Here is a 17,805-nt window from a genome sequence, read left to right as displayed (position 1 = left end):
TTTCTTTCAGCGTTTGCTACCGCGGTTCCTCGGTATCGAAACGGGTTGAACCCCTAGTTCTCAGCGCTTTTCTTACAGCGTGCGCATACGCCTTCGAAGATGATCTCGTGGTGCTCGATGGTGAAGCCGTGAGCGTCGGAAACATGCGACGCGATGTCGTGTTGGTAGGGCATATCGATGTCGTACACGCCGCCGCACACGCGGCACTTCGCATGGTAATGCGGCTTGTTGTGGAAATCGTAGCGATCGGCGCCGTTGGGCACTTCGACACGAAGCACCTCGCCCCTCTGCGCTAGCACCCCGAGGTTGCGGTACACCGTCGCACGCGATATGTTCGGATGGCGCTCGCGCACGACGTCGTATACGTCGGCCGACGTTGGATGGTTGTGCAATGATCGCACTGCCTCCAGAACGAGCGTCCGCTGTATGGTGTTGCGCGTCGCCGCGCGGTCCTGCTTCGCCGTGGTCGCCATGTCGCATCCTATCCTGACACTAACTGTACTGCAAACCAAATAGTATTGTATATCATTAGCGTCAGACACGAAACACCCCCTGCAACCAAGTCCTGCGCGCCGCGGAATCCACACATCCTTCCGCTTGTCCGATCGCACAGCAAACCGTCTTCACGCGATCGGCTACCGCAGAACCCCTCTTGCGCGAGGGACAGAGCCGTGCGTGCGAGACCTCGTCAACCGAACCTCGCACGCAGCAGCTCTGACGACTCTGCATGGCGGTTTCCGCCAAGACCATTCTACACCGCAGCTTCCCCCGTCTCGCCGGTACGGATGCGGATGACCTCGTCCACCGGGAAGACAAATATCTTTCCGTCCCCCACCTCGCCGGTGCGCGCCGTGGCGCGGATGAGGTCGACGAGCGGGCCCGCCTCCGCGTCGTCCACCACGAGCTCGAACTTCACCTTGGGAATCGTGTTCAACATGACCTCGGTGCCGCGGTAGTATTCCTTCCACCCGTGTTGCTTGCCGCAGCCCTGCACCTGTGAGATGGTCATGCCCGACACCTGCGCAGCGAACAGCGCCTCCTTGAGCGGCTCAAGCTTCTCGGGCCGCACGATGGCCGTGATCTTCTTCATAACAGTGCTCCTTCCGTTAGTCGAGGTGCCGCCCGGGCGACACCTCGACAGCAATCGTCGTCAGTCGAGGCCCACGTAGGCTGGGTAGGCGCTCTCGCCGTGGGTGGCCACGTCGAGGCCCTGCGCTTCCTCGGCCTCGCTCACGCGCAAGCTGCCCCTGAAGCACGCCTTGATGATGAAGCCCAGCACCACGTCGAGCACGCCCACGAACACGACCGTCACGAGGATGCCGAGCACCTGCGCACCTAACAGCGTGGGATCGCCCGTGTAGAACAGGCCGCCGAAGTCGGTCCACGAGAGCTCGGGCACGCAGAACAGGCCGGTGAGGACGCCTCCTGTGACGCCGCCGACCGCATGGATGCCGAACGCGTCGAGCGCGTCGTCGTAGCCGAGCTTCCGCTTGAGGAACGACACGGCGACGTAGCACACGGGCGACACGATGAGGCCCATGACCACCGCGGCCCACGGCTCCACGAAGCCCGCCGCCGGCGTGATGACCACAAGACCCGCCACCAGCCCCGTCGCCGCGCCCACGAGCGTGGGCTTGCCCGCACGCACGCGCTCGATGAGCATCCACGACACGAGCGCCGCGCCCGACGCCACCACGGTGTTCACCAGCGCAAGCGCCGCTACACCGTCGGGAGCGAACTCGGAGCCCGCGTTGAAGCCGAACCAACCGAACCACAAAAGCGTGGCGCCCAACGCGACGAACGGCACGTTGTGGGGACGGTAGCTCACCAGGCCGAACCCGCGCCGCTTGCCGGCGATCAGGCAAAGGATGAGACCCGTGAGGCCGGACGAGATGTGCACCACGTCGCCGCCCGCGAAGTCGAGCGCCCCGATGGTGTCGCCCACGAGGCTGCCCTCGCCGCCCCACACCATGTGCGCGAGCGGCGGGTACACCACCACGGTCCACACGGCCACGAACGCGCACACCGCGCCGAACTTCACGCGACCGGCCACCGCGCCCGTGATGATGGCCGTGGTGATCATGCAGAACGCCAACTGAAACACCACGTCGGCCATCGTGGGATACGCGTCGTGACTCAGCGCTTCGGGCGCCTCGCTCGTGATGTTGGCCACGAGCCCTTGCAGGCCGATCTGATCGAAGCCCCCGAAGAACGGAATCGAGCCATCGCCACCGTACGCGAACGACCAGCCGCACACCGTCCACGTGATGCCGACGATGCCGAGCACCGCAAACGACATGACCATCGTGTTCACGACGTTCTTGCGGCGGCCCAAGCCCCCGTAAAAGAACGCCAGACCCGGCGTCATCAGCAGGACAAGCATCGCGCAAACGATCATGAAGCCCGTCGATCCTGTGTCGAACATACTGCATCTACCTCCTTCGATACGATTTCTTCCTGTGCTCGCAACCGATGATCGCACCCTTCCAACGGACGATCCGCGTGATCGACCAGTGTTTACGCGCTTGGAAAGGACTTTTAACATGCGGGAAACATCCGCCTTACCAGCAGAAAACCCGCGAGGTGAATGTGAAGGCGTCTCTTCTCGAAACGATCATCGATGTGCGGTACAGTATCGAACGATCCCCCGCACGAAAGGACTACCGTATGACCATTGAGTTCATTCCTGTAAAGACGTCCGAGGACCGCACCGCGCTGGCAGCGCTCGCCAGCGAAATCTGGCATGAATACTGGCCCGCTCTTATCGGCGAGGCGCAGACCGACTACATGGTGGAGCAGTTCCAGAGCCTTTCGGCTATCGAGCGCGATATAGCCGAGCACGCCTACGAGTACTGGTTTTTGCGCGCAGCAGACGACGACCGCATCGTGGGGTACACGGGCGGACATGTCGAGTCTGCGACTAACCGCTTCTTCATCTCAAAAATCTACCTGCGCGCCGAGGAGCGCGGACGCGGATTCGCCGGTCAGACCATCCGCTTCTATGAGGACCTGTGCCGCACCCGCGGCCTCACGGCCATGTACCTGACCGTGAACAAGCACAACGATCTGGCCATCCGAGCCTATCTGGCCAAGGGTTTCGAAACCATCGACTCGGTGGAGACCGACATTGGACAGGGCTTCGTCATGGACGACTACATCATGGAAAAGCGGGCGAACGAGGTCTGATCGGCACGCCTCCTAGAAGAACATCAGGAACAGGTGCGTGAACGCAAACGCCAGCAGGCCGCAGCCGGGAAACGTGAGCACCCAGGTGCCCACCATGCGGCCGGCAAGGCCCCATTTCACGTTGCGCAGGCTCTTCTCGGCGCCCACGCCCATGATGGCGGTGGTCTTGGTATGCGTGGTGGACACCGGCAGGCCCGTGAACGTGGCCAGGCCGATGCAGAAGCAGGCGGACAGGCAGGCGGCGAAGCCCTGGTACTGCTCCATCTTCACCATGTTCATGCCCACGGACTTAATGATCTTCTTGCCGCCCACGGCGGTGCCCAGCGCCATGACGGCCGACACCATGATGATGAGCCAGAACGGGAACGACACGTCACCGCCCGACTGGCCGCTCATGGCTAGCATGATGCCCAGCATGCACAGCGAGAGGAACTTCTGGCCGTCCTGCGCGCCGTGCAGCACGGCCACGCCGGCGCCCGACACGATCTGCGCCCACTTGAAGAACGAGTTCGCCTTGGAGCGCTCGGCGCCCCGGCACGCCTTCTTTATGAGGCGTGTGAACAGCCATCCGGTGCCGAACCCAAGCACCGTAGAAATGACCAGGCCATATACCACCTTCATCCACTCGCCACCATTCACGCCGCCCAGGCCCCCCTGCAGGGCGATGGCCGCGCCGGTGATGCCAGCAATGAGCGAATGGCTCTGCGACGTGGGTATGCCGAAGTACCATGCCGCCACGCCCCATACGATGATGGCCACCATGGCTGCCGCCAACGCGACGAGGGCGGCGTGGTTGTCGCCGCCGAAGTCAACCATTTTGAAGATGGTGGCGGCAACGGCCGACGAGACCATGGTGATGCCGGCAAGGCCGACGAAGTTGCACACGGCCGCCATGGCGATGGCGGGCGTGGGCTTCATGGCCTTCGTGCCCACGACGGTGGCGATGGCGTTGGGCGCGTCGGTCGCCCCGTTCACCACGGTGGCGCCCAGCGTGAGCACGATGATGAGCGCGAGGATCGGATCGCCCGATAACGCGGCGGCGACCGTTCCGAGATCGTAGTTCATGCAGGAGCCCTTTCGTCGCAGGAAGATGTCGGCCGATCGCGACCGCGTACATTCCCGCCCCTCGCAGACATGACGGAGCAAACGCGTCTATGATACGCGGACTCTGTCAGAACCAGGCAACGGCAAGATCAAGTTTTGGTAAAGTGAGCCGCTCAGAATGGATTGGACGAAGCGAGGCGACGCTCCACGGAAGCAGCGATGCCTTCAGCATCGAGGCCCAAGTCACACAGAAGATCATCCGACTTGCCTTGGGGAACGAAGCGGTCGGGAATGCCGAGCGTCAACGCGGGGGCTGAAAGTCCCTGACGCGCCAGCTCTCCGAGCACGCCTTCGCCCACGCCGCCTTCGATGACGCCGCCTTCGACCGTGACGAGTAGCTTCGTCTGCGCAGCACGCGCAATCTCGTGAGCATCGAGAGGCTTGGCCCACCGCATGTCCACGACACGCGCCTCGATGCCGCGTTCGGCTAGAAGCTCCGCCGCGCCGAGCGCCCGGGGCACCATCCGCCCGAACGCGAGAATAGCCGCATCGTCTCCTTCGCGCATGACGCGGGCCTTGCCCTCCTCCAGCACGCGCGGCTGCTCAGGGAGCGGAACACCTTCGGCCGCTCCGCGCGGGTAGCGGATGGCGAAGGGTCCTCCGAGCGCGAGTGCCGTGTGCAGCGCGTGCACGAGCTCGGCCTCGTCGGACGGCGCGAGCACGCGCATGTTCGGCACCATCCGCGTGTACACGAGATCGTACATGCCGTGGTGCGTCGGACCGTCCTCCCCCACGACGCCCGCACGATCGATGGCGAACACCACATCGAGATCGGCCAGCGCATTGTTGATGGCCATCTGGTCGATGGCGCGCTGCAGAAACGTCGAATAGATGGCCACAACCGGCTTTCTGCCACCGATAGCCAACCCCGAGGCCATACCCACTGCATGTTCCTCGGCAATGCCGGCGTCGACGAAACGGTCGGGGAACTCTTCGGCAAAGGGACTCAGGCCCGTGCCGTCCTTCATGGCAGCCGTGATGGCGACGATGCGCTCGTCGCGACGCGCCTCTTCCACGAGAGCCCGGCCGAACACGCTCGTGTACGAAGGCGCGCTGCACGGCTTCTTTTTCACTTCGCCTGTCGCAATGTCGAACGGCGCGATGCCGTGGAACTTCTCGGGGTTGCGAACCGCCGGCTCGTAGCCTGCGCCCTTGCGCGTGACCACGTGCATGAGCACCGGCCCATCCGTCTCGAGCACGGCGGCCAACGTCTCCCGCAGCGCTTTGATGTCGTGGCCGTCGATGGGGGCGGTGCACAGGATGCCCAGCTGCTCGAAAATCATCGAGCGCGGAATGATGAACTGTTTCATCGATTCCTTCACGTTGCGCCCGAAATTCGCGAGCGCGTTGCCCACGGCGCCGCTGCTCTCGAGCGCCTCCTGCAAGGAGTCGCGCGTCTGACGGTACTGCGTGGACGCCCGCATGTACCCAAGATGCTTCATGAGCGCGCCCACATTGCGCGATATGGACATCTCATTGTCGTTGAGGATGACGACGAGCGGCGTCTGCGCCTGGCCTATGTGGTTGAGCGCCTCGAAAGCCATCCCGCCCGACAGCGCCGCATCGCCGATGATGGCTACAACCCGCTGGTCGTCTCCGGTTAAGTCGCGCGCCTTAGCAAGGCCGAGGGCCACCGAGAGGGAGTCCGACGCATGACCAGACGGATGCACGTCGTAGGGGCTTTCCCCCGGCTTGGGGAAACCCGACAGCCCGCCGTAGGTGCGCAGCGTCCTGAACTCGTCCAGGCGACCCGTGACGAGCTTGTGAGCGTAGGCCTGGTGGCCCACATCGAACACGAGCTTATCATGCGGGCAATCGAGCACTGCATGGGCGGCCAGAATGATCTCCACAGCGCCGAGAGACGAGGCCACATGCCCGCCCGTCTGGGAGGTCGCCGTGACGATCTCCTCCCGAATCTCCTGCGCGAGGATGGAGAGCTCCTCATCGTCGAGCAGTTTGAGATCGGCCGGCGAGGACACGATGTCCAGAATACGAGAATCGTTCATGAGACGTCCTTTACAGGGCTACGCCGAAGCCGGCGTGCCCGTCTGGTATCCGGCGTCAAGCGCCGGCTCGGCCGCTGCCCCGTCGGCCGCTCCCTCGGCATCGTCGAACTGAGCGGAACCGGTCTTTCGACCGGAGTCGCATGCATCAACGCCAAGGGCTTCCGCATCGTCTGCGATCTCTTCATCGGCGTCCTGCAGCTCGATCCGCTCCTCCAGCAAATCGCCCGCGCGCAGGCCGAGCCCGACCGCCTCTTCGTAGAGGGCGAGGGCCTCGTCAAGCGACAACGAATCATCGCTCACCGCATCGACGATCTCGTCGAGCCGGCTTTTCACAGCCTCGAACGTGTCGTACGAATCAGACGCCACGCGCTTCGCCTCCTTCTTCGGAGTCGGAAGCAGCCGCGGCGTCCTCCAAACGCTTCGCGATGCGCCCCAGCACGCCGTTCACGAACCGCGGAGACTCATCTTCGCCGCCGAAATCCTTCGCCAGCTCGACCGCTTCGTTAATGGACACGGACACAGGCACGTCGTCGACATACATCATCTCGTAGGCAGCCAAGCGGAGAATGGATCGATCGACGATGGGCATGCGAACGAGCGACCAATTCTCGGATGTGACGACCAGCTGGTCGTCGATAGCGCATCGATGCGCTTCGATACCGCGCACGAGCGTAAGGGCGTAGTCGGGTAGCGGGCCGTCCTCGGCAAGACGGCCTTCGCCGGACTCGGCGATGGCCGTAGGCGAGGCCTCGGTGATCTCGCTCGTGTATAGAACCTGGAGCGCGGCGCGCCGAGCGCGCGTGCGCTCGTGTCGTTTAGCTGTCATATGCGTCTTTCCGGCCGTCGCCTAGCGGGCGAACTGCATGCCGTCGATGTACACGTCAACAGAGCCGACCTGCGCGCCCACCTGGCTGGAAACCGCATCGGCAACAGCCTGGCGCAGCTTGGCGGCAATGTCGGGCAGCGCGTAGCCATAGTACACATCGACGCGGATGGCCACATGCAGCTTGTCTTCGTCGTCCACCGTGATGTCGATGCCCTGCGTGGACGGCTTGGCAGCGAACACCGAGCGCAAACCGCCTGCCGCCGAGGAACCGACCGAGGCGACGCCTTCCACCTCGCCCACGGCGATGGATACGATCGTTTCGACGACGCCAGGCGCAAGCGCCATACCATCGACGTTCAAATCTGTCATAGCACATCTCCCATCTGGGTTTCAATGAAATCGGTTGTGGCCTCGCCTGCGCAGAACACCGCATTGTCGAGTACGCGGCGATGGAACGAGATGGTGGTGGCGATGCCCTCGATCACGAACTCGTCGAGCGCGCGTCGGCCGCGCGCGAGCGCCTCGTCGCGATCCTGGCCGTACACCACGAGCTTCGCCACCAGAGAATCGTAGTAGGGCGAGATGCGCGAACCCGTGCGCACATAGCTTTCCACGCGTACGCCGGGTCCCGCCGGAGTCTCGAACTTCGTGATAGTGCCGGGGCACGGGCGGAACCCGTGCGCGGGGTCCTCCGCATTGATGCGGAACTCCATCGCGTGGCCGAAGGGCGTGAACGGAGCGCGATCCGCGCAGCTCATGGGCTCGCCGGCGGCGATGCGCAGCTGCTCCTTGATGATGTCGGTACCGGTGATCTGCTCAGTCACCGGGTGCTCCACCTGCACGCGCGTGTTCATCTCCATGAAGTAGAAGTGCCCGCGCTCATCGAGGAGGAACTCGATGGTGCCGGCATTGCGGTAGTCCACCGCGCGGACGGCCTTGATGGCGGCCACGCCCATAGCACGGCGCAACTCCTCGTCGAGGGCCGGGGACGGCGCTTCCTCGATAAGCTTCTGATGACGGCGTTGCACGGAGCAGTCGCGCTCGCAGAGCGCGATGCTGTTGCCAAAGTCGTCAGCGAGCACCTGCACCTCCACATGACGCGGGCGCAGCACAAGTTTCTCCAGGTATACGCCGTCGTTGCCAAATGCAGCGCCCGCCTCGGTGCGCGCTGCTTGGTATTGCGACTCGAGGTCGGTCGGGTCGTGCACCTCGCGCATGCCCTTGCCGCCGCCACCCGCCGTGGCCTTGATGAGCACCGGATAGCCCACCGTGTCGGCGAACGCCTTGGCTTCGGACGCCGTATCGATGCAGCCGTCGGAACCGGGCACCGTCGGCACACCGCAAGCCTTCATGGTCTCTCGGGCCATACTCTTGTCGCCCATGCGCTCGATGCAGTCGGGGCTAGGCCCGATGAACACGAGGTCGTTGTCGGCGCAGGCGCGTGCGAACGCGGCGTTCTCCGCGAGGAAGCCGTAACCGGGATGGACGGCTTCCGCGCCGGTGGTCTTTGCCGCCGCGATGATATTGGACATGACAAGGTAGCTCTGGTTTGCCTGAGCGGGCCCAATGCACACCGCCTCGTCCGCATAGCGCACGGGATAGGTGTCGGCATCCTCAGTCGAGTAGACCGCAACCGTCTTCACGCCCAACTCCTTGGCCGCGCGCATGACGCGCAGCGCCACCTCGCCTCGGTTGGCAACCAGGATCTTGCTAAACATTATGCCGTCTCCGGCGCCGGGGCGGGTGCACCATGAGGCTCGATGTAGAACAGCACCGTGCCGAACTCAACGGGCGAAGCATCCTCGAGGCATACCTCGCGCACCGTACCCATCTCCTCGGCGGCTATCTCGTTCATGAGCTTCATGGCTTCCACGATACACAGCGTCTGGTTGGCGGCCACTTCGTCGCCCACCTGCACGAACGGCGGCTCGCCGGGTCCGGGGGACGTATAGAACGTACCCACCATGGGCGCGGTAACGGCATACCAGTTGGCCGGACGATCGGGTTCGTCGGCTGCAGGGGCCGAAGCCGGTGCGGCAGGCGCGGGCGCAATGGCGGCAACGGGGGCGGCCGCGGCGACAGCGTCCGACGACAGCGTGCCCGGCATGCGCACGGCGATGCGCGTGCCCTCCTCCTCGACTACGATCTCGCCGACGCCGCTCTCCTCGGCGACGCGAACCAGCTCGCGAATCTGATTGATGTCCACGTAATCGTCCTCCTTGGTATGGCTCGACTCCTGCTCCATGAGGAAGTCGACCTTCTCCGATGTGCGGTGCTTGCTCAGGTACGTGCGCGCCTCGTTCGGGAACAGGGCGTACATGAGCACGTCCTCCTCGCTCTTCGCGAGGTCGCCGATCTCGTCCTCCACCTGGGAGTACGTAGTGGTTACGAGCGAGCCGGGGGCCACGTCGGGCGGCAGCATCTCGGAGTTGCCCACCACCTTGGCTACGATGTCCTTGTCCATGCGGCCCGGCGCCTTGCCGTAGTAGCCGCAGATGTAGTCCTTCATCTCCTTGGACACGACGCTCCAGCGCTTGCCGGTGAGCACGTTGAACACGGCCTGGGTACCCACGATCTGCGACATGGGCGTGACGAGCGGCGGGTAGCCCACCTCGGCACGCACCTTCGGGATCTCCTGCATGACCTCGGGCAGGCGGTCGCCGGCGTTCTGTATCTCCAGCTGGGACACCAGGTTCGACATCATGCCGCCAGGCACCTGATGCGAGTACACCTTCATGTGCGTGAGCGAGGACACGCCGCGCTTGTAGTGGCCGCGCTTGCGCACCTCTTCCCAGTACTCGGCGATCTCGAACAGCAAGTCGAGGTCGAGCCCCGTGTCGTAGCGGCTCTCCTGGAGGGCGGCTACGATCATCTCCACCGCGGGGTGCGAGTTGCCGAAGGCGAGCGGCGCGTGGGCCGTGTCCGCGATGGCGGCACCGGCCTCGGCAGCCTTGATGATGTTGGCGGGCGCCATGCCGCCCACGTAGTGGCAGTGGATGTGCAGCGGCAGGCCGATCTCGGCGTTGAACGCCTTCACCATGCGCTCGGTGCGGTAGGGCGTCAGCATGCCGGCCATATCCTTGATGGCAATGGAGTCGGCGCCCAGGTCCTTCATCTTCTGGCCGTATTCCAAGTAGCTGTCCAGCGTGTGGACCGGAGACATGGTGTAGGAGATGGCGCCTTCGAAGTGGCCTCCGCATTCCTTGATGGCCTCGGCGTTGTCCACGACGTTGCGGATGTCGTTGAGGGCGTCGAACACCCGGAAAACGTGCACGCCGTTGCGCTTGGCCGCCTTGATGAAACGGTTGCAGATCTCGCGCGAATAGTGTTTGTACCCTACCAGGTTCTGCCCGCGGGACAGCATGGCGAGCGGCGTGTTCGGCGTCTGTGCTTTGATGGAGCGCAGGCGCTCCCAAGGATTCTCGTCGAGAAAGCGCAGGCAGGTGTCGAACGTTGCGCCGCCCCATGCCTCGATGGCCCAGTACCCAACGCGGTCCATTTTCGGCAGGATCGGCAGCATGTCGCCTATCTGCATGCGCGTGGCCCACAGGCTTTGCTGGCCGTCGCGGATGGTGGTATCCATGATCTGAAGCCTCGGCATGAACTCACACCCCCTTCGGTTTACAAGTAGTCAAAGATCGAAACACGAATTATAGATGAACGAGGGCGATGGTTGATCGATCCGAGCGAATTTCACCGACAAGCAACATATGGGAGCAGGTGGACGGAGGTCGGAGGACGAAAAGCGCCAGAACATACGAACGGCAGGCAGAACCTCGTTTCGGACGGACGCGGAACCTTGGCCGGAGCAAATCAACCTGTACGGCTCTACAATGAGAGCGATTTAGCTGCCACGAAGGAGGATGCCCATGCGCCGTCTCAACCCCGACCATGTCGAGCGCGTGATCGAGCTTGTCAACCAATCGCCGTACTTCGCGCTGATCAACACGAGGCTCGTCGAGATGCGCGAGGGCTACAGCCGAGCGGTGGCCGATCTCGACCGCAAGCACCAAAACGCATTCGGCGGCGTTCATGGGGGTGCCTATGCGTCATTCGTGGACTGCGCCGCCTACTGGGCGCTGTACTGCGAGCTCGAGGAAGACGCCGGGTTCATCACGCTCGACCTCACCATCAACAACCTGCGCGCCTCGTCCGGCGAGGGCGTAGTCACCATCGAAGGCGGCGTGGTCAAACGCGGCGGATCCATCTGCCTGACCGAAGCGGAAGCGCGCGACGAGCGGGGACGGCTGCTCGTGCACTGCCTGTCGAAGCAGTATCTCAGCCCCACGCTTCAGCCTATTTCCATGGCCGTGCGCGAGATGGGCTTCGATCCTCTCCCTCCGAAGTTCCTGGACGACTGAGCTTGGCAAGATGCCGCAGGGCGGCGGTTCGCGTCGATCCGCATCGTCGGGAGCCTCACATTGGGAATCGACCGTGACGGCGGAACATTCTTAGGCACGATAGGACAGCATGGCACGCGGGATAGCCATGGTCGTCCATTGAAAAGCGTCGGTTTGTATCCGCTCGGTTACAGCATTGCGTATCCGCGCCGTTACGCTATACAGCATGGGCGCGGAGAGCAAAATGGAACGCATGGCGCACGAGGATCCGCTCGTGCAGAAGCTTGCGCGAAAGCTGGGCGAAAACGTCCGCGCCCTGCGCAAGAGCCAGAACCTGACCCAAGAGCGCCTCGGCTACATGATCGGTACGAAGCATGCGCGCATCAGCGACATCGAACGGGGGCTGGTGGTGGCGCGGCTCTCAGACATCGTCAAGCTCGCCGATGCGTTCAACGTCAGGCTCGAGGACATCATCGACCTCAGCGCCTTCGATCCATCCGACTATCAAATCGCCAACCCCATCGACCACGCTCGACTTTAACGCCAACGTGCGAGGTTCAAGCAAGCGCCGTCGCGTTCGGCGCGAGCCTTCCGAGTATCCTGGCGGTCAGGCCTGTCCGAACGCATCGCCTGCGAACAAAAAAGACGCTGCGCCCCCGGCGGGACGCAGCGTCTTCGCACAGTATTCGATAGCGGCCCGAGCTACACGCGCTTGATGAAGCGGCCGTCGCGCGTATCGATCTGCAACACGTCGCCGGGCTCCACGAACATGGGAACCTGCACGGTCGCGCCGGTCTCCAGCGTTGCGGGCTTGGAGCCGCCCTGCACCGTATCGCCCTTGAAGCCGGGATCGGTCTCGGTCACTTCGAGCTCCACGAACATCTGAGGCTCGATGCTGATCAGTTCGTCGCCGGCGTACAGCAGGCTGGCCTCGTCGTTCTCCTTGAGCCACTTCGCGGCATCGCCCACGGTGTCGGCCGGAATGGCCATCTGCTCGAAGGTGTCGTTGTCCATGAAGTTGAAGTCGACGCCGTCGTTGTAGAGGTACTGCAACTTCTTCGTCTCCAAGCGCACGGAGTCGAACTTCGTGCCCGCGTTGAAGGTGTAGTCCACAACGCGGCCCGAGCGGATATCGCGCAGCTTCGTTCTGACGAACGCGCCGCCCTTGCCAGGCTTGACGTGCTGGAACTCGACGATCGTGCAGAGCTTGCCATTGTACTCGATGCACATGCCGTTCTTGAAATCGGCGGTGGAGATAGCCATGCTGGAAATTCCTTTCGTTCACGGGCCCTCTGCGTACTGCACGGTCCCGATCGGCGTTCAAACTGTTTCATTATACTCATCGAACGCATCCCTGAAAACAAGCCAAAGCGCTCACAGAAAAAAACCAGGGAGCGACGCGCTTGCGCTCTCCTGCATCGGCGAGGATGTTTCCCTAAAGGATCACCATGTCGTGAGTCGATTGCGTGAACACCTTGAATCCATCCTCGATGAGCACGCCGAAATCCTCCAGGCGCATGCCGAACGCGCCCGACAGATAGACGCCCGGCTCCACCGTGACCACGTTGCCGACGGCAAGCGCGCATTCGTTGCGAGGCGAGAGCGACGGCTCCTCGTGGACGTCCATGCCCACGCCGTGTCCCAGCCCGTGGCCCATCGCGCCCCCAAAACCGTGATCGGCGAGCACCTGCTCGGCCAGCTCGTGCATGGCCCTTCCGGTCACACCGGGCCTAAGCGCAGCTTCCACCTGCTCGTTCGCCGCTCGGATGGCCTCGTAGGCGGCGCGCATGCGCGCATCGGGCATACCCATGAACACCGTGCGCGTCATATCGGAGCAGTAGCCGAACGCACGGGCGCCGAAGTCGAGCACGACACATTGTCCCGCCTCGAGCCTCGTCTCGCCGGGGATGGCGTGAGGGCTGGCGCCGTTGGCGCCAGCGGCCACGATGGACGGGAATGCAAGACCCTCCGCACCATGGCGAAGCATGAAATCCTCAAGCTCGATCTGCACCGCACGCTCGGTCATGCCGGGACGCATGAATCCGACGATATGGGAATACGCTGCATCGGTAATGACTTGGGCGGCCTTCATGCGCGCGAGCTCGGAGGGCGATTTGACAGCGCGCAGCCCCAGCACGAGGCCCGTCGTCTCCGCAAGCCGGAAGGGCCGCGGCGCTTCCTCGGCCGCCCGCTCCAGCGCGCGGTAATCTCTGAGCGTCATCGTGTCCTCGATGCCCAGCACGACTTCCCCGCCGCAAACTGCCGGATCAGCCACACCTTCGGCTCCCCCTTCGCCCGCAACCGCCAGCCTCGCGCGACCGATCGGCGCGCCGACGGCGAACGCCGCAAAAGAGACGCGCGAATCGTCAACCGCCACCGGGCCGTCCACCGCCGCAGAGCGCGCCGCTTCGCTGTAGCGCGAATCGGTGTGGAGCAGCGCCTCATCGGGAGTGACGAGCAGCGCATGCGCTTCCTCATCGTCGAACACGTCGTCGAAGGCGGTCAAGTACGCGATGTTCGATGTGCCGCGCACGAGGAACGCATCCATGCCTTCCTCGGCGCACGCCGCGCGAACGTTCTCGATTCGATGCGAGGCCGCACCGAACTCGCTGATTTCCAGCCCGTCCAGATCCTGTTCGTCCATGGGCTCGTCTACTCCTTCGATCGTCTCCATGCATCAAGGTGCTCGAGAAGGATTTCGTCATCGACGTCCGAAACCTCCCATGAACCCACGTCGCGCGGCAGCACGAAGCGAATGCGTCCGCCGCGCGCCTTCTTGTCCCGCTTCATTGCATCCAGCATGTCCGCCGGTTCGGCCAACCAATCGAGCACTGGCAGCCCGAGCGCGTCGAGCAGATCGTCCTGCGCCCGCACAAAGTCAAGGGACGCTCCGACGAGCGCCGCAGCCAAGCGTGCCGCAAACCTCATGCCCTCCGCCACGGCTGCCCCATGCGAGAACGTGCCATAACCTGCCAGGGCCTCCACGGCATGGCCGAGCGTGTGGCCGTAGTTCAAGCACTCGCGCACCCCGTTGCTTTCGGCCTTGTCGGCGGCGACGACATCGGCCTTGAATACCACCGAACGCGCGATGGCCTCGGCCGTCACGTCTTCATCTCGTGCAGCAAGCCTCTCTGCGGCTTCGGCAAGCCAGAAGAAGAACTCGTCGGAGTCGATGACGGCAGACTTGGCTATCTCGGCGCAGCCGCAGGTCCATTCGCGATCGGGCAGCGTAGCCAGCGTCGCCGTGTCGGCGCAGACATAGGCTGGCTGCTTGAACGCGCCGACGAGATTCTTGCCCGCCGCCAGATTCACGCCGGTCTTCCCGCCGACAGAGGAGTCCACCATAGAGAGCAACGTGGTGGGAACCTGCACCACGGGCACGCCGCGCATGTAGGCGGCAGCGGCGAATCCAGCCAGATCACCCACAACGCCGCCGCCGAGAGCCGCCACGGCGCAGTCCCGCCCGAGGCCGATGCCGGCCATGGCTTCCCAGATCTCGCCAATCACGTCGAGGGACTTCGAACGTTCCCCCGGCGGGACCGCTATGTCGCTCACACGGAATCCCGCCTGCGCGAGCGAATCCTTCGCGTCGGCGCGGTAGAGCCGGGCCACCTCCTCGTCCGTCACCACAAGCACGCGCTCCACGTTTTCAAACGCGCTCATTGCGCGCAGATGGGAACCGAGACGCGCGAGCACACCCGACCCGATGCGCACGTCATAGGGCGCCTCACCCGGAATGTCGACGATCACCTTCGTTGGCACAGAACACCCTCTCGCTCAAGCGCGCGGCGCACTTCGCGTGCGACCGTCGGAATGTTCTTGCCCACCGTATCGACCATAACGTCGGCCACGTCCTCGTACATGGGCAGGCGCGCCTGGATGGTCTTGCGCGCCGTCGGCAGATCGCGGAAGTTCGGGCGCGTCGAGACGTCGCCGATGCGCTCGTAAGCCTGCTCAGCCGTCACCTGCAGATACACCACGAAGCCCTTGCTCTTGAGAATCTCGCGGTTCTCGGGGCGCAGTACGATGCCGCCACCGCACGATATGAGCATCGGGTCTTTTTCGGCGAACTCATCGAGTGCCGCAGTCTCCATCGCGCGAAAGCCGTCTTCGCCGATCTCGACGAACATCTGGTTGATGGGCTTGCCTTCGCGGCGCTCTATGAAGCCGTCGAGGTCGACCGATGCGACGCCGCAGCTGCGCGCGAGCCTGCGCGATACCGACGTCTTGCCGGCCACCATAAAGCCCACAAAGAATACCGGTCGGGCAAGCTCGTAGGTAGGCCGATCGGATTTCGGTATGAGCACTTCGTTCTCGGCCGCGGACGGCGAAGGCGCGGCAGCTTCCTCGACCGTGCGGCCCGACGCCTTGTCGGATTGTTCCATAGCTGGTCTCCTGTCGTCGTGTCAGCGCGCCATCGTTTTCAGGCGCTGGCGGTAGGCCTTCACCGCCGCTTTGATATCGGCCATGTTATCGCGCCCGAACTTCTGGAGATAGGCCTCGGCCAAGACGAACGCCACTTCGCTCTCGGCAACGACCGCGCAGGCGGGCACGGCGCAGACATCGCTGCGTTCCTTCGATGCCTTTTCCGCCTCAAGCGTATCGAGGTTCACCGTGCCGAGGGGGGCCATGAGCGTGGGGATGGGCTTCATGGCCGCCGTCACGATTAGCGGCATGCCCGTGGTCATGCCGCCTTCTAGGCCTCCGGCGTTATTGGACGAACGGACAAAACCTGCCTGCTCGTCGAGCACGATGGGATCATGCACCTGAGAACCGGGCCGCCGCGCGACCTCGAACCCAAGGCCGAACTCGACGCCCTTGACGGCGGGGATTGAGAACAGCGCTCCTCCCAAACGTGACGTCAGTCGATCGTCCGCCGTCGCATAGCCACCCACCCCGGGCAGCAGACCCGTCGCCACCACGCGGAACGTGCCGCCGAGACTCTCCCCGGCCTCTTTTGCGCGGTCGATAGCGGCCTTCATGGCCTCGGTGGCTTCCTCGTCGGGGCAGCGCACGTCGCTCATCTCAATGGCCAGCGGCTTATAGTCGGGGGCCGTCATAAAGGGATCCTCTTCCTCGAAACGCGCTTCTCCGATGGAGACGACGTACGAGAACACCTCGACGCCCAGATCTGCCAAAAATTCGCGTGCCACGCCCGCTGCAGCTACGCGGGCTGCGGTTTCGCGGGCACTTGCGCGCTCGAGGATGTTGCGACAGTCGTCGGTGTCGATCTTGAGCGCGCCCACGAGGTCGGCATGCCCCGGCCGCGGGGTCACCTCGCGCAAAAGGTCGGCGGGGGCGTCGCCGAAGGGCGCCATACGATCGGTCCAGTTCTGCCAGTCGCGGTTGCGCACAACGAGCGAAACCGGGGTGCCGAGCGTGCGTCCGAAGCGAACGCCGGAGGTCACCTCCACAGTATCGCGCTCGATGCGCTGGCGGCCGCCGCGGCCGTATCCCGCTTGCCGCCGCGCCAGATCGGCGTTGATCTGCGTGTCGGACAGCTTCAGCCCCGCAGGGACGCCGTCGACTATGGCCGTGAGGCACGGTCCATGGCTCTCGCCCGCTGTGATGTAGTGCATATCGTGCTGCTTTCTCGGGTTAGGTGATGCTGGCTATTGTACCTCACCGCTTTGGCGAGGTCGATGGGATTGCAGCCGGATGGCGGGGCTCATCGCGCCCGCTGCCCGATCGGCTAGCGCTCGTGCGCGAGGTCGCCTTCCGATGCAGGCTGCTGCGTCGCGTCCGCATGGGACGTGCAGCGGGGCGAAGATGCGCCGACGGGCCCCGACGGAAGCTCGGAGCCTTCGTCCTCGCGCATGGTCGTAGCGCCTTCCGGCTGGCGCTCGCCCATGATGGCGTGCTCGACGTTGCGCAGAAGCAGCGTGTGGGGCAAATCCTGTTCCACGAGCGGGGCCAGAAGATACGCCTTCATACCGAGCAGATGAGCACCCATCACGTCGGTCACCAACTGATCACCCACCACCACGGTCTCCGAGCGCTTCGCCTCGAGTTTTTTGAGCGCTATGAGAAACGCCGGCGGCAATGGCTTTACGGCCTTGGCTACGATGGGCAGAGAAAGGCGCCGCGCAAGGCGGTATACGCCTTCGTGCCAGTTGTTCGAAACGAGGCAGAACGCAATGCCGGCGTCGCGCGCTCGGGCAAGCCATGCCCCTACGTCGCGCGGCACTTCGTGCGTATCGCGGGTGAGGATGGTGTTGTCGACGTCGAGCAGCACGTATCGGTACCCCAGCGCCAACAGGTCGCGCTCGATGTCTATGCGCGAGATGCGCGCAAAGTAGCGGTCGGGTTCCAGGAATGGCATAGGCTCCTCAGGCGGCTCTCA

At 63.9% G+C, this 17,805-nt stretch carries 19 protein-coding genes; 3 read left to right on the top strand and 16 right to left on the bottom strand.

Annotation, left to right across the window (positions count from 1 at the left end):
• Positions 1-53 precede the first annotated feature (53 nt).
• The 3 genes from C2L71_RS01360 to C2L71_RS01350 all read right to left on the bottom strand — a co-directional run bounded on the left by C2L71_RS01360 (position 54) and on the right by C2L71_RS01350 (position 2,425).
• A complete protein-coding gene (locus C2L71_RS01360; protein ID WP_103263988.1) occupies positions 54-473 on the bottom strand; it encodes a Fur family transcriptional regulator in 420 nt (139 codons plus the stop codon).
• Between the two features lie 278 nt (positions 474-751).
• Positions 752-1,090, bottom strand: coding sequence for a P-II family nitrogen regulator (locus C2L71_RS01355; RefSeq protein ID WP_103263987.1), 339 nt, complete (start codon positions 1,088-1,090; stop codon positions 752-754).
• A gap of 60 nt (positions 1,091-1,150) precedes the next feature.
• Complete coding sequence (locus tag C2L71_RS01350) at positions 1,151-2,425, bottom strand: ammonium transporter (protein WP_103263986.1); 1,275 nt, start codon at positions 2,423-2,425, stop codon at positions 1,151-1,153.
• A 242-nt stretch (positions 2,426-2,667) separates the two neighbouring features.
• Here C2L71_RS01350 and C2L71_RS01345 point away from each other — a divergent pair, with 242 nt between their 5' ends.
• Entirely contained in the window at positions 2,668-3,186 is a 519-nt protein-coding gene (locus C2L71_RS01345; RefSeq protein ID WP_103263985.1) for a GNAT family N-acetyltransferase, read from the top strand.
• A gap of 12 nt (positions 3,187-3,198) precedes the next feature.
• On the opposite strand, the gene C2L71_RS01340 is transcribed toward C2L71_RS01345, so the two are convergent.
• The 7 genes from C2L71_RS01340 to accB form a co-directional block, all read right to left on the bottom strand.
• Entirely contained in the window at positions 3,199-4,251 is a 1,053-nt protein-coding gene (locus tag C2L71_RS01340; RefSeq protein ID WP_103263984.1) for an inorganic phosphate transporter, read from the bottom strand.
• Between the two features lie 152 nt (positions 4,252-4,403).
• Positions 4,404-6,296 carry a 1-deoxy-D-xylulose-5-phosphate synthase gene (gene dxs / locus C2L71_RS01335; RefSeq protein WP_103263983.1) on the bottom strand — a complete coding sequence of 631 codons (1,893 nt, stop codon included), beginning with the start codon at positions 6,294-6,296 and terminating at the stop codon, positions 4,404-4,406.
• Positions 6,297-6,314: 18 nt separating this feature from the next.
• Positions 6,315-6,662 (bottom strand): exodeoxyribonuclease VII small subunit, encoded by a 348-nt coding sequence (locus tag C2L71_RS01330; RefSeq protein ID WP_103263982.1) that lies wholly within the window; start codon positions 6,660-6,662, stop codon positions 6,315-6,317.
• Positions 6,652-7,122, bottom strand: a complete 471-nt coding sequence (nusB, locus tag C2L71_RS01325; protein WP_103263981.1) for a transcription antitermination factor NusB — start codon at positions 7,120-7,122, stop codon at positions 6,652-6,654. Before nusB ends, C2L71_RS01330 begins: the two co-directional genes overlap by 11 nt.
• A gap of 21 nt (positions 7,123-7,143) precedes the next feature.
• Complete coding sequence (locus tag C2L71_RS01320; protein ID WP_103263980.1) at positions 7,144-7,491, bottom strand: Asp23/Gls24 family envelope stress response protein; 348 nt, start codon at positions 7,489-7,491, stop codon at positions 7,144-7,146.
• Positions 7,488-8,840 carry an acetyl-CoA carboxylase biotin carboxylase subunit gene (gene accC / locus C2L71_RS01315; protein ID WP_103263979.1) on the bottom strand — a complete coding sequence of 451 codons (1,353 nt, stop codon included), beginning with the start codon at positions 8,838-8,840 and terminating at the stop codon, positions 7,488-7,490. Before accC ends, C2L71_RS01320 begins: the two co-directional genes overlap by 4 nt.
• Positions 8,840-10,723, bottom strand: a complete 1,884-nt coding sequence (gene accB, locus C2L71_RS01310) for an acetyl-CoA carboxylase biotin carboxyl carrier protein (protein ID WP_103263978.1) — start codon at positions 10,721-10,723, stop codon at positions 8,840-8,842. Before accB ends, accC begins: the two co-directional genes overlap by 1 nt.
• A 268-nt stretch (positions 10,724-10,991) precedes the next feature.
• Between accB and C2L71_RS01305 the strand changes: the two genes are divergently transcribed.
• Both C2L71_RS01305 and C2L71_RS01300 read left to right on the top strand, forming a co-directional pair.
• Positions 10,992-11,483, top strand: coding sequence for a PaaI family thioesterase (locus tag C2L71_RS01305; RefSeq protein ID WP_103263977.1), 492 nt, complete (start codon positions 10,992-10,994; stop codon positions 11,481-11,483).
• A 223-nt stretch (positions 11,484-11,706) separates the two neighbouring features.
• Complete coding sequence (locus C2L71_RS01300; protein ID WP_157938912.1) at positions 11,707-12,003, top strand: helix-turn-helix domain-containing protein; 297 nt, start codon at positions 11,707-11,709, stop codon at positions 12,001-12,003.
• 161 nt (positions 12,004-12,164) lie between these two features.
• On the opposite strand, the gene efp is transcribed toward C2L71_RS01300, so the two are convergent.
• The 6 genes from efp to C2L71_RS01270 all read right to left on the bottom strand — a co-directional run bounded on the left by efp (position 12,165) and on the right by C2L71_RS01270 (position 17,784).
• Positions 12,165-12,725, bottom strand: coding sequence for an elongation factor P (efp, locus tag C2L71_RS01295; protein WP_103263975.1), 561 nt, complete (start codon positions 12,723-12,725; stop codon positions 12,165-12,167).
• 172 nt (positions 12,726-12,897) lie between these two features.
• Positions 12,898-14,010 carry a M24 family metallopeptidase gene (locus tag C2L71_RS01290; protein WP_420841317.1) on the bottom strand — a complete coding sequence of 371 codons (1,113 nt, stop codon included), beginning with the start codon at positions 14,008-14,010 and terminating at the stop codon, positions 12,898-12,900.
• Between the two features lie 104 nt (positions 14,011-14,114).
• Complete coding sequence (gene aroB, locus C2L71_RS01285; RefSeq protein WP_103263973.1) at positions 14,115-15,224, bottom strand: 3-dehydroquinate synthase; 1,110 nt, start codon at positions 15,222-15,224, stop codon at positions 14,115-14,117.
• Complete coding sequence (locus C2L71_RS01280) at positions 15,209-15,847, bottom strand: shikimate kinase (protein WP_103263972.1); 639 nt, start codon at positions 15,845-15,847, stop codon at positions 15,209-15,211. Before C2L71_RS01280 ends, aroB begins: the two co-directional genes overlap by 16 nt.
• Before the next feature lie 21 nt (positions 15,848-15,868).
• Positions 15,869-17,041, bottom strand: coding sequence for a chorismate synthase (aroC, locus tag C2L71_RS01275; protein WP_103263971.1), 1,173 nt, complete (start codon positions 17,039-17,041; stop codon positions 15,869-15,871).
• Between the two features lie 113 nt (positions 17,042-17,154).
• Positions 17,155-17,784 carry a YqeG family HAD IIIA-type phosphatase gene (locus C2L71_RS01270; RefSeq protein WP_103263970.1) on the bottom strand — a complete coding sequence of 210 codons (630 nt, stop codon included), beginning with the start codon at positions 17,782-17,784 and terminating at the stop codon, positions 17,155-17,157.
• Between the last annotated feature and the right edge of the window lie 21 nt (positions 17,785-17,805).

It is taken from the genome of Enteroscipio rubneri, assembly GCF_002899715.1.
Classification (GTDB): Bacteria; Actinomycetota; Coriobacteriia; order Coriobacteriales; family Eggerthellaceae; genus Enteroscipio; species Enteroscipio rubneri.
This window is presented reverse-complemented; position numbering and strand designations above follow the sequence as displayed.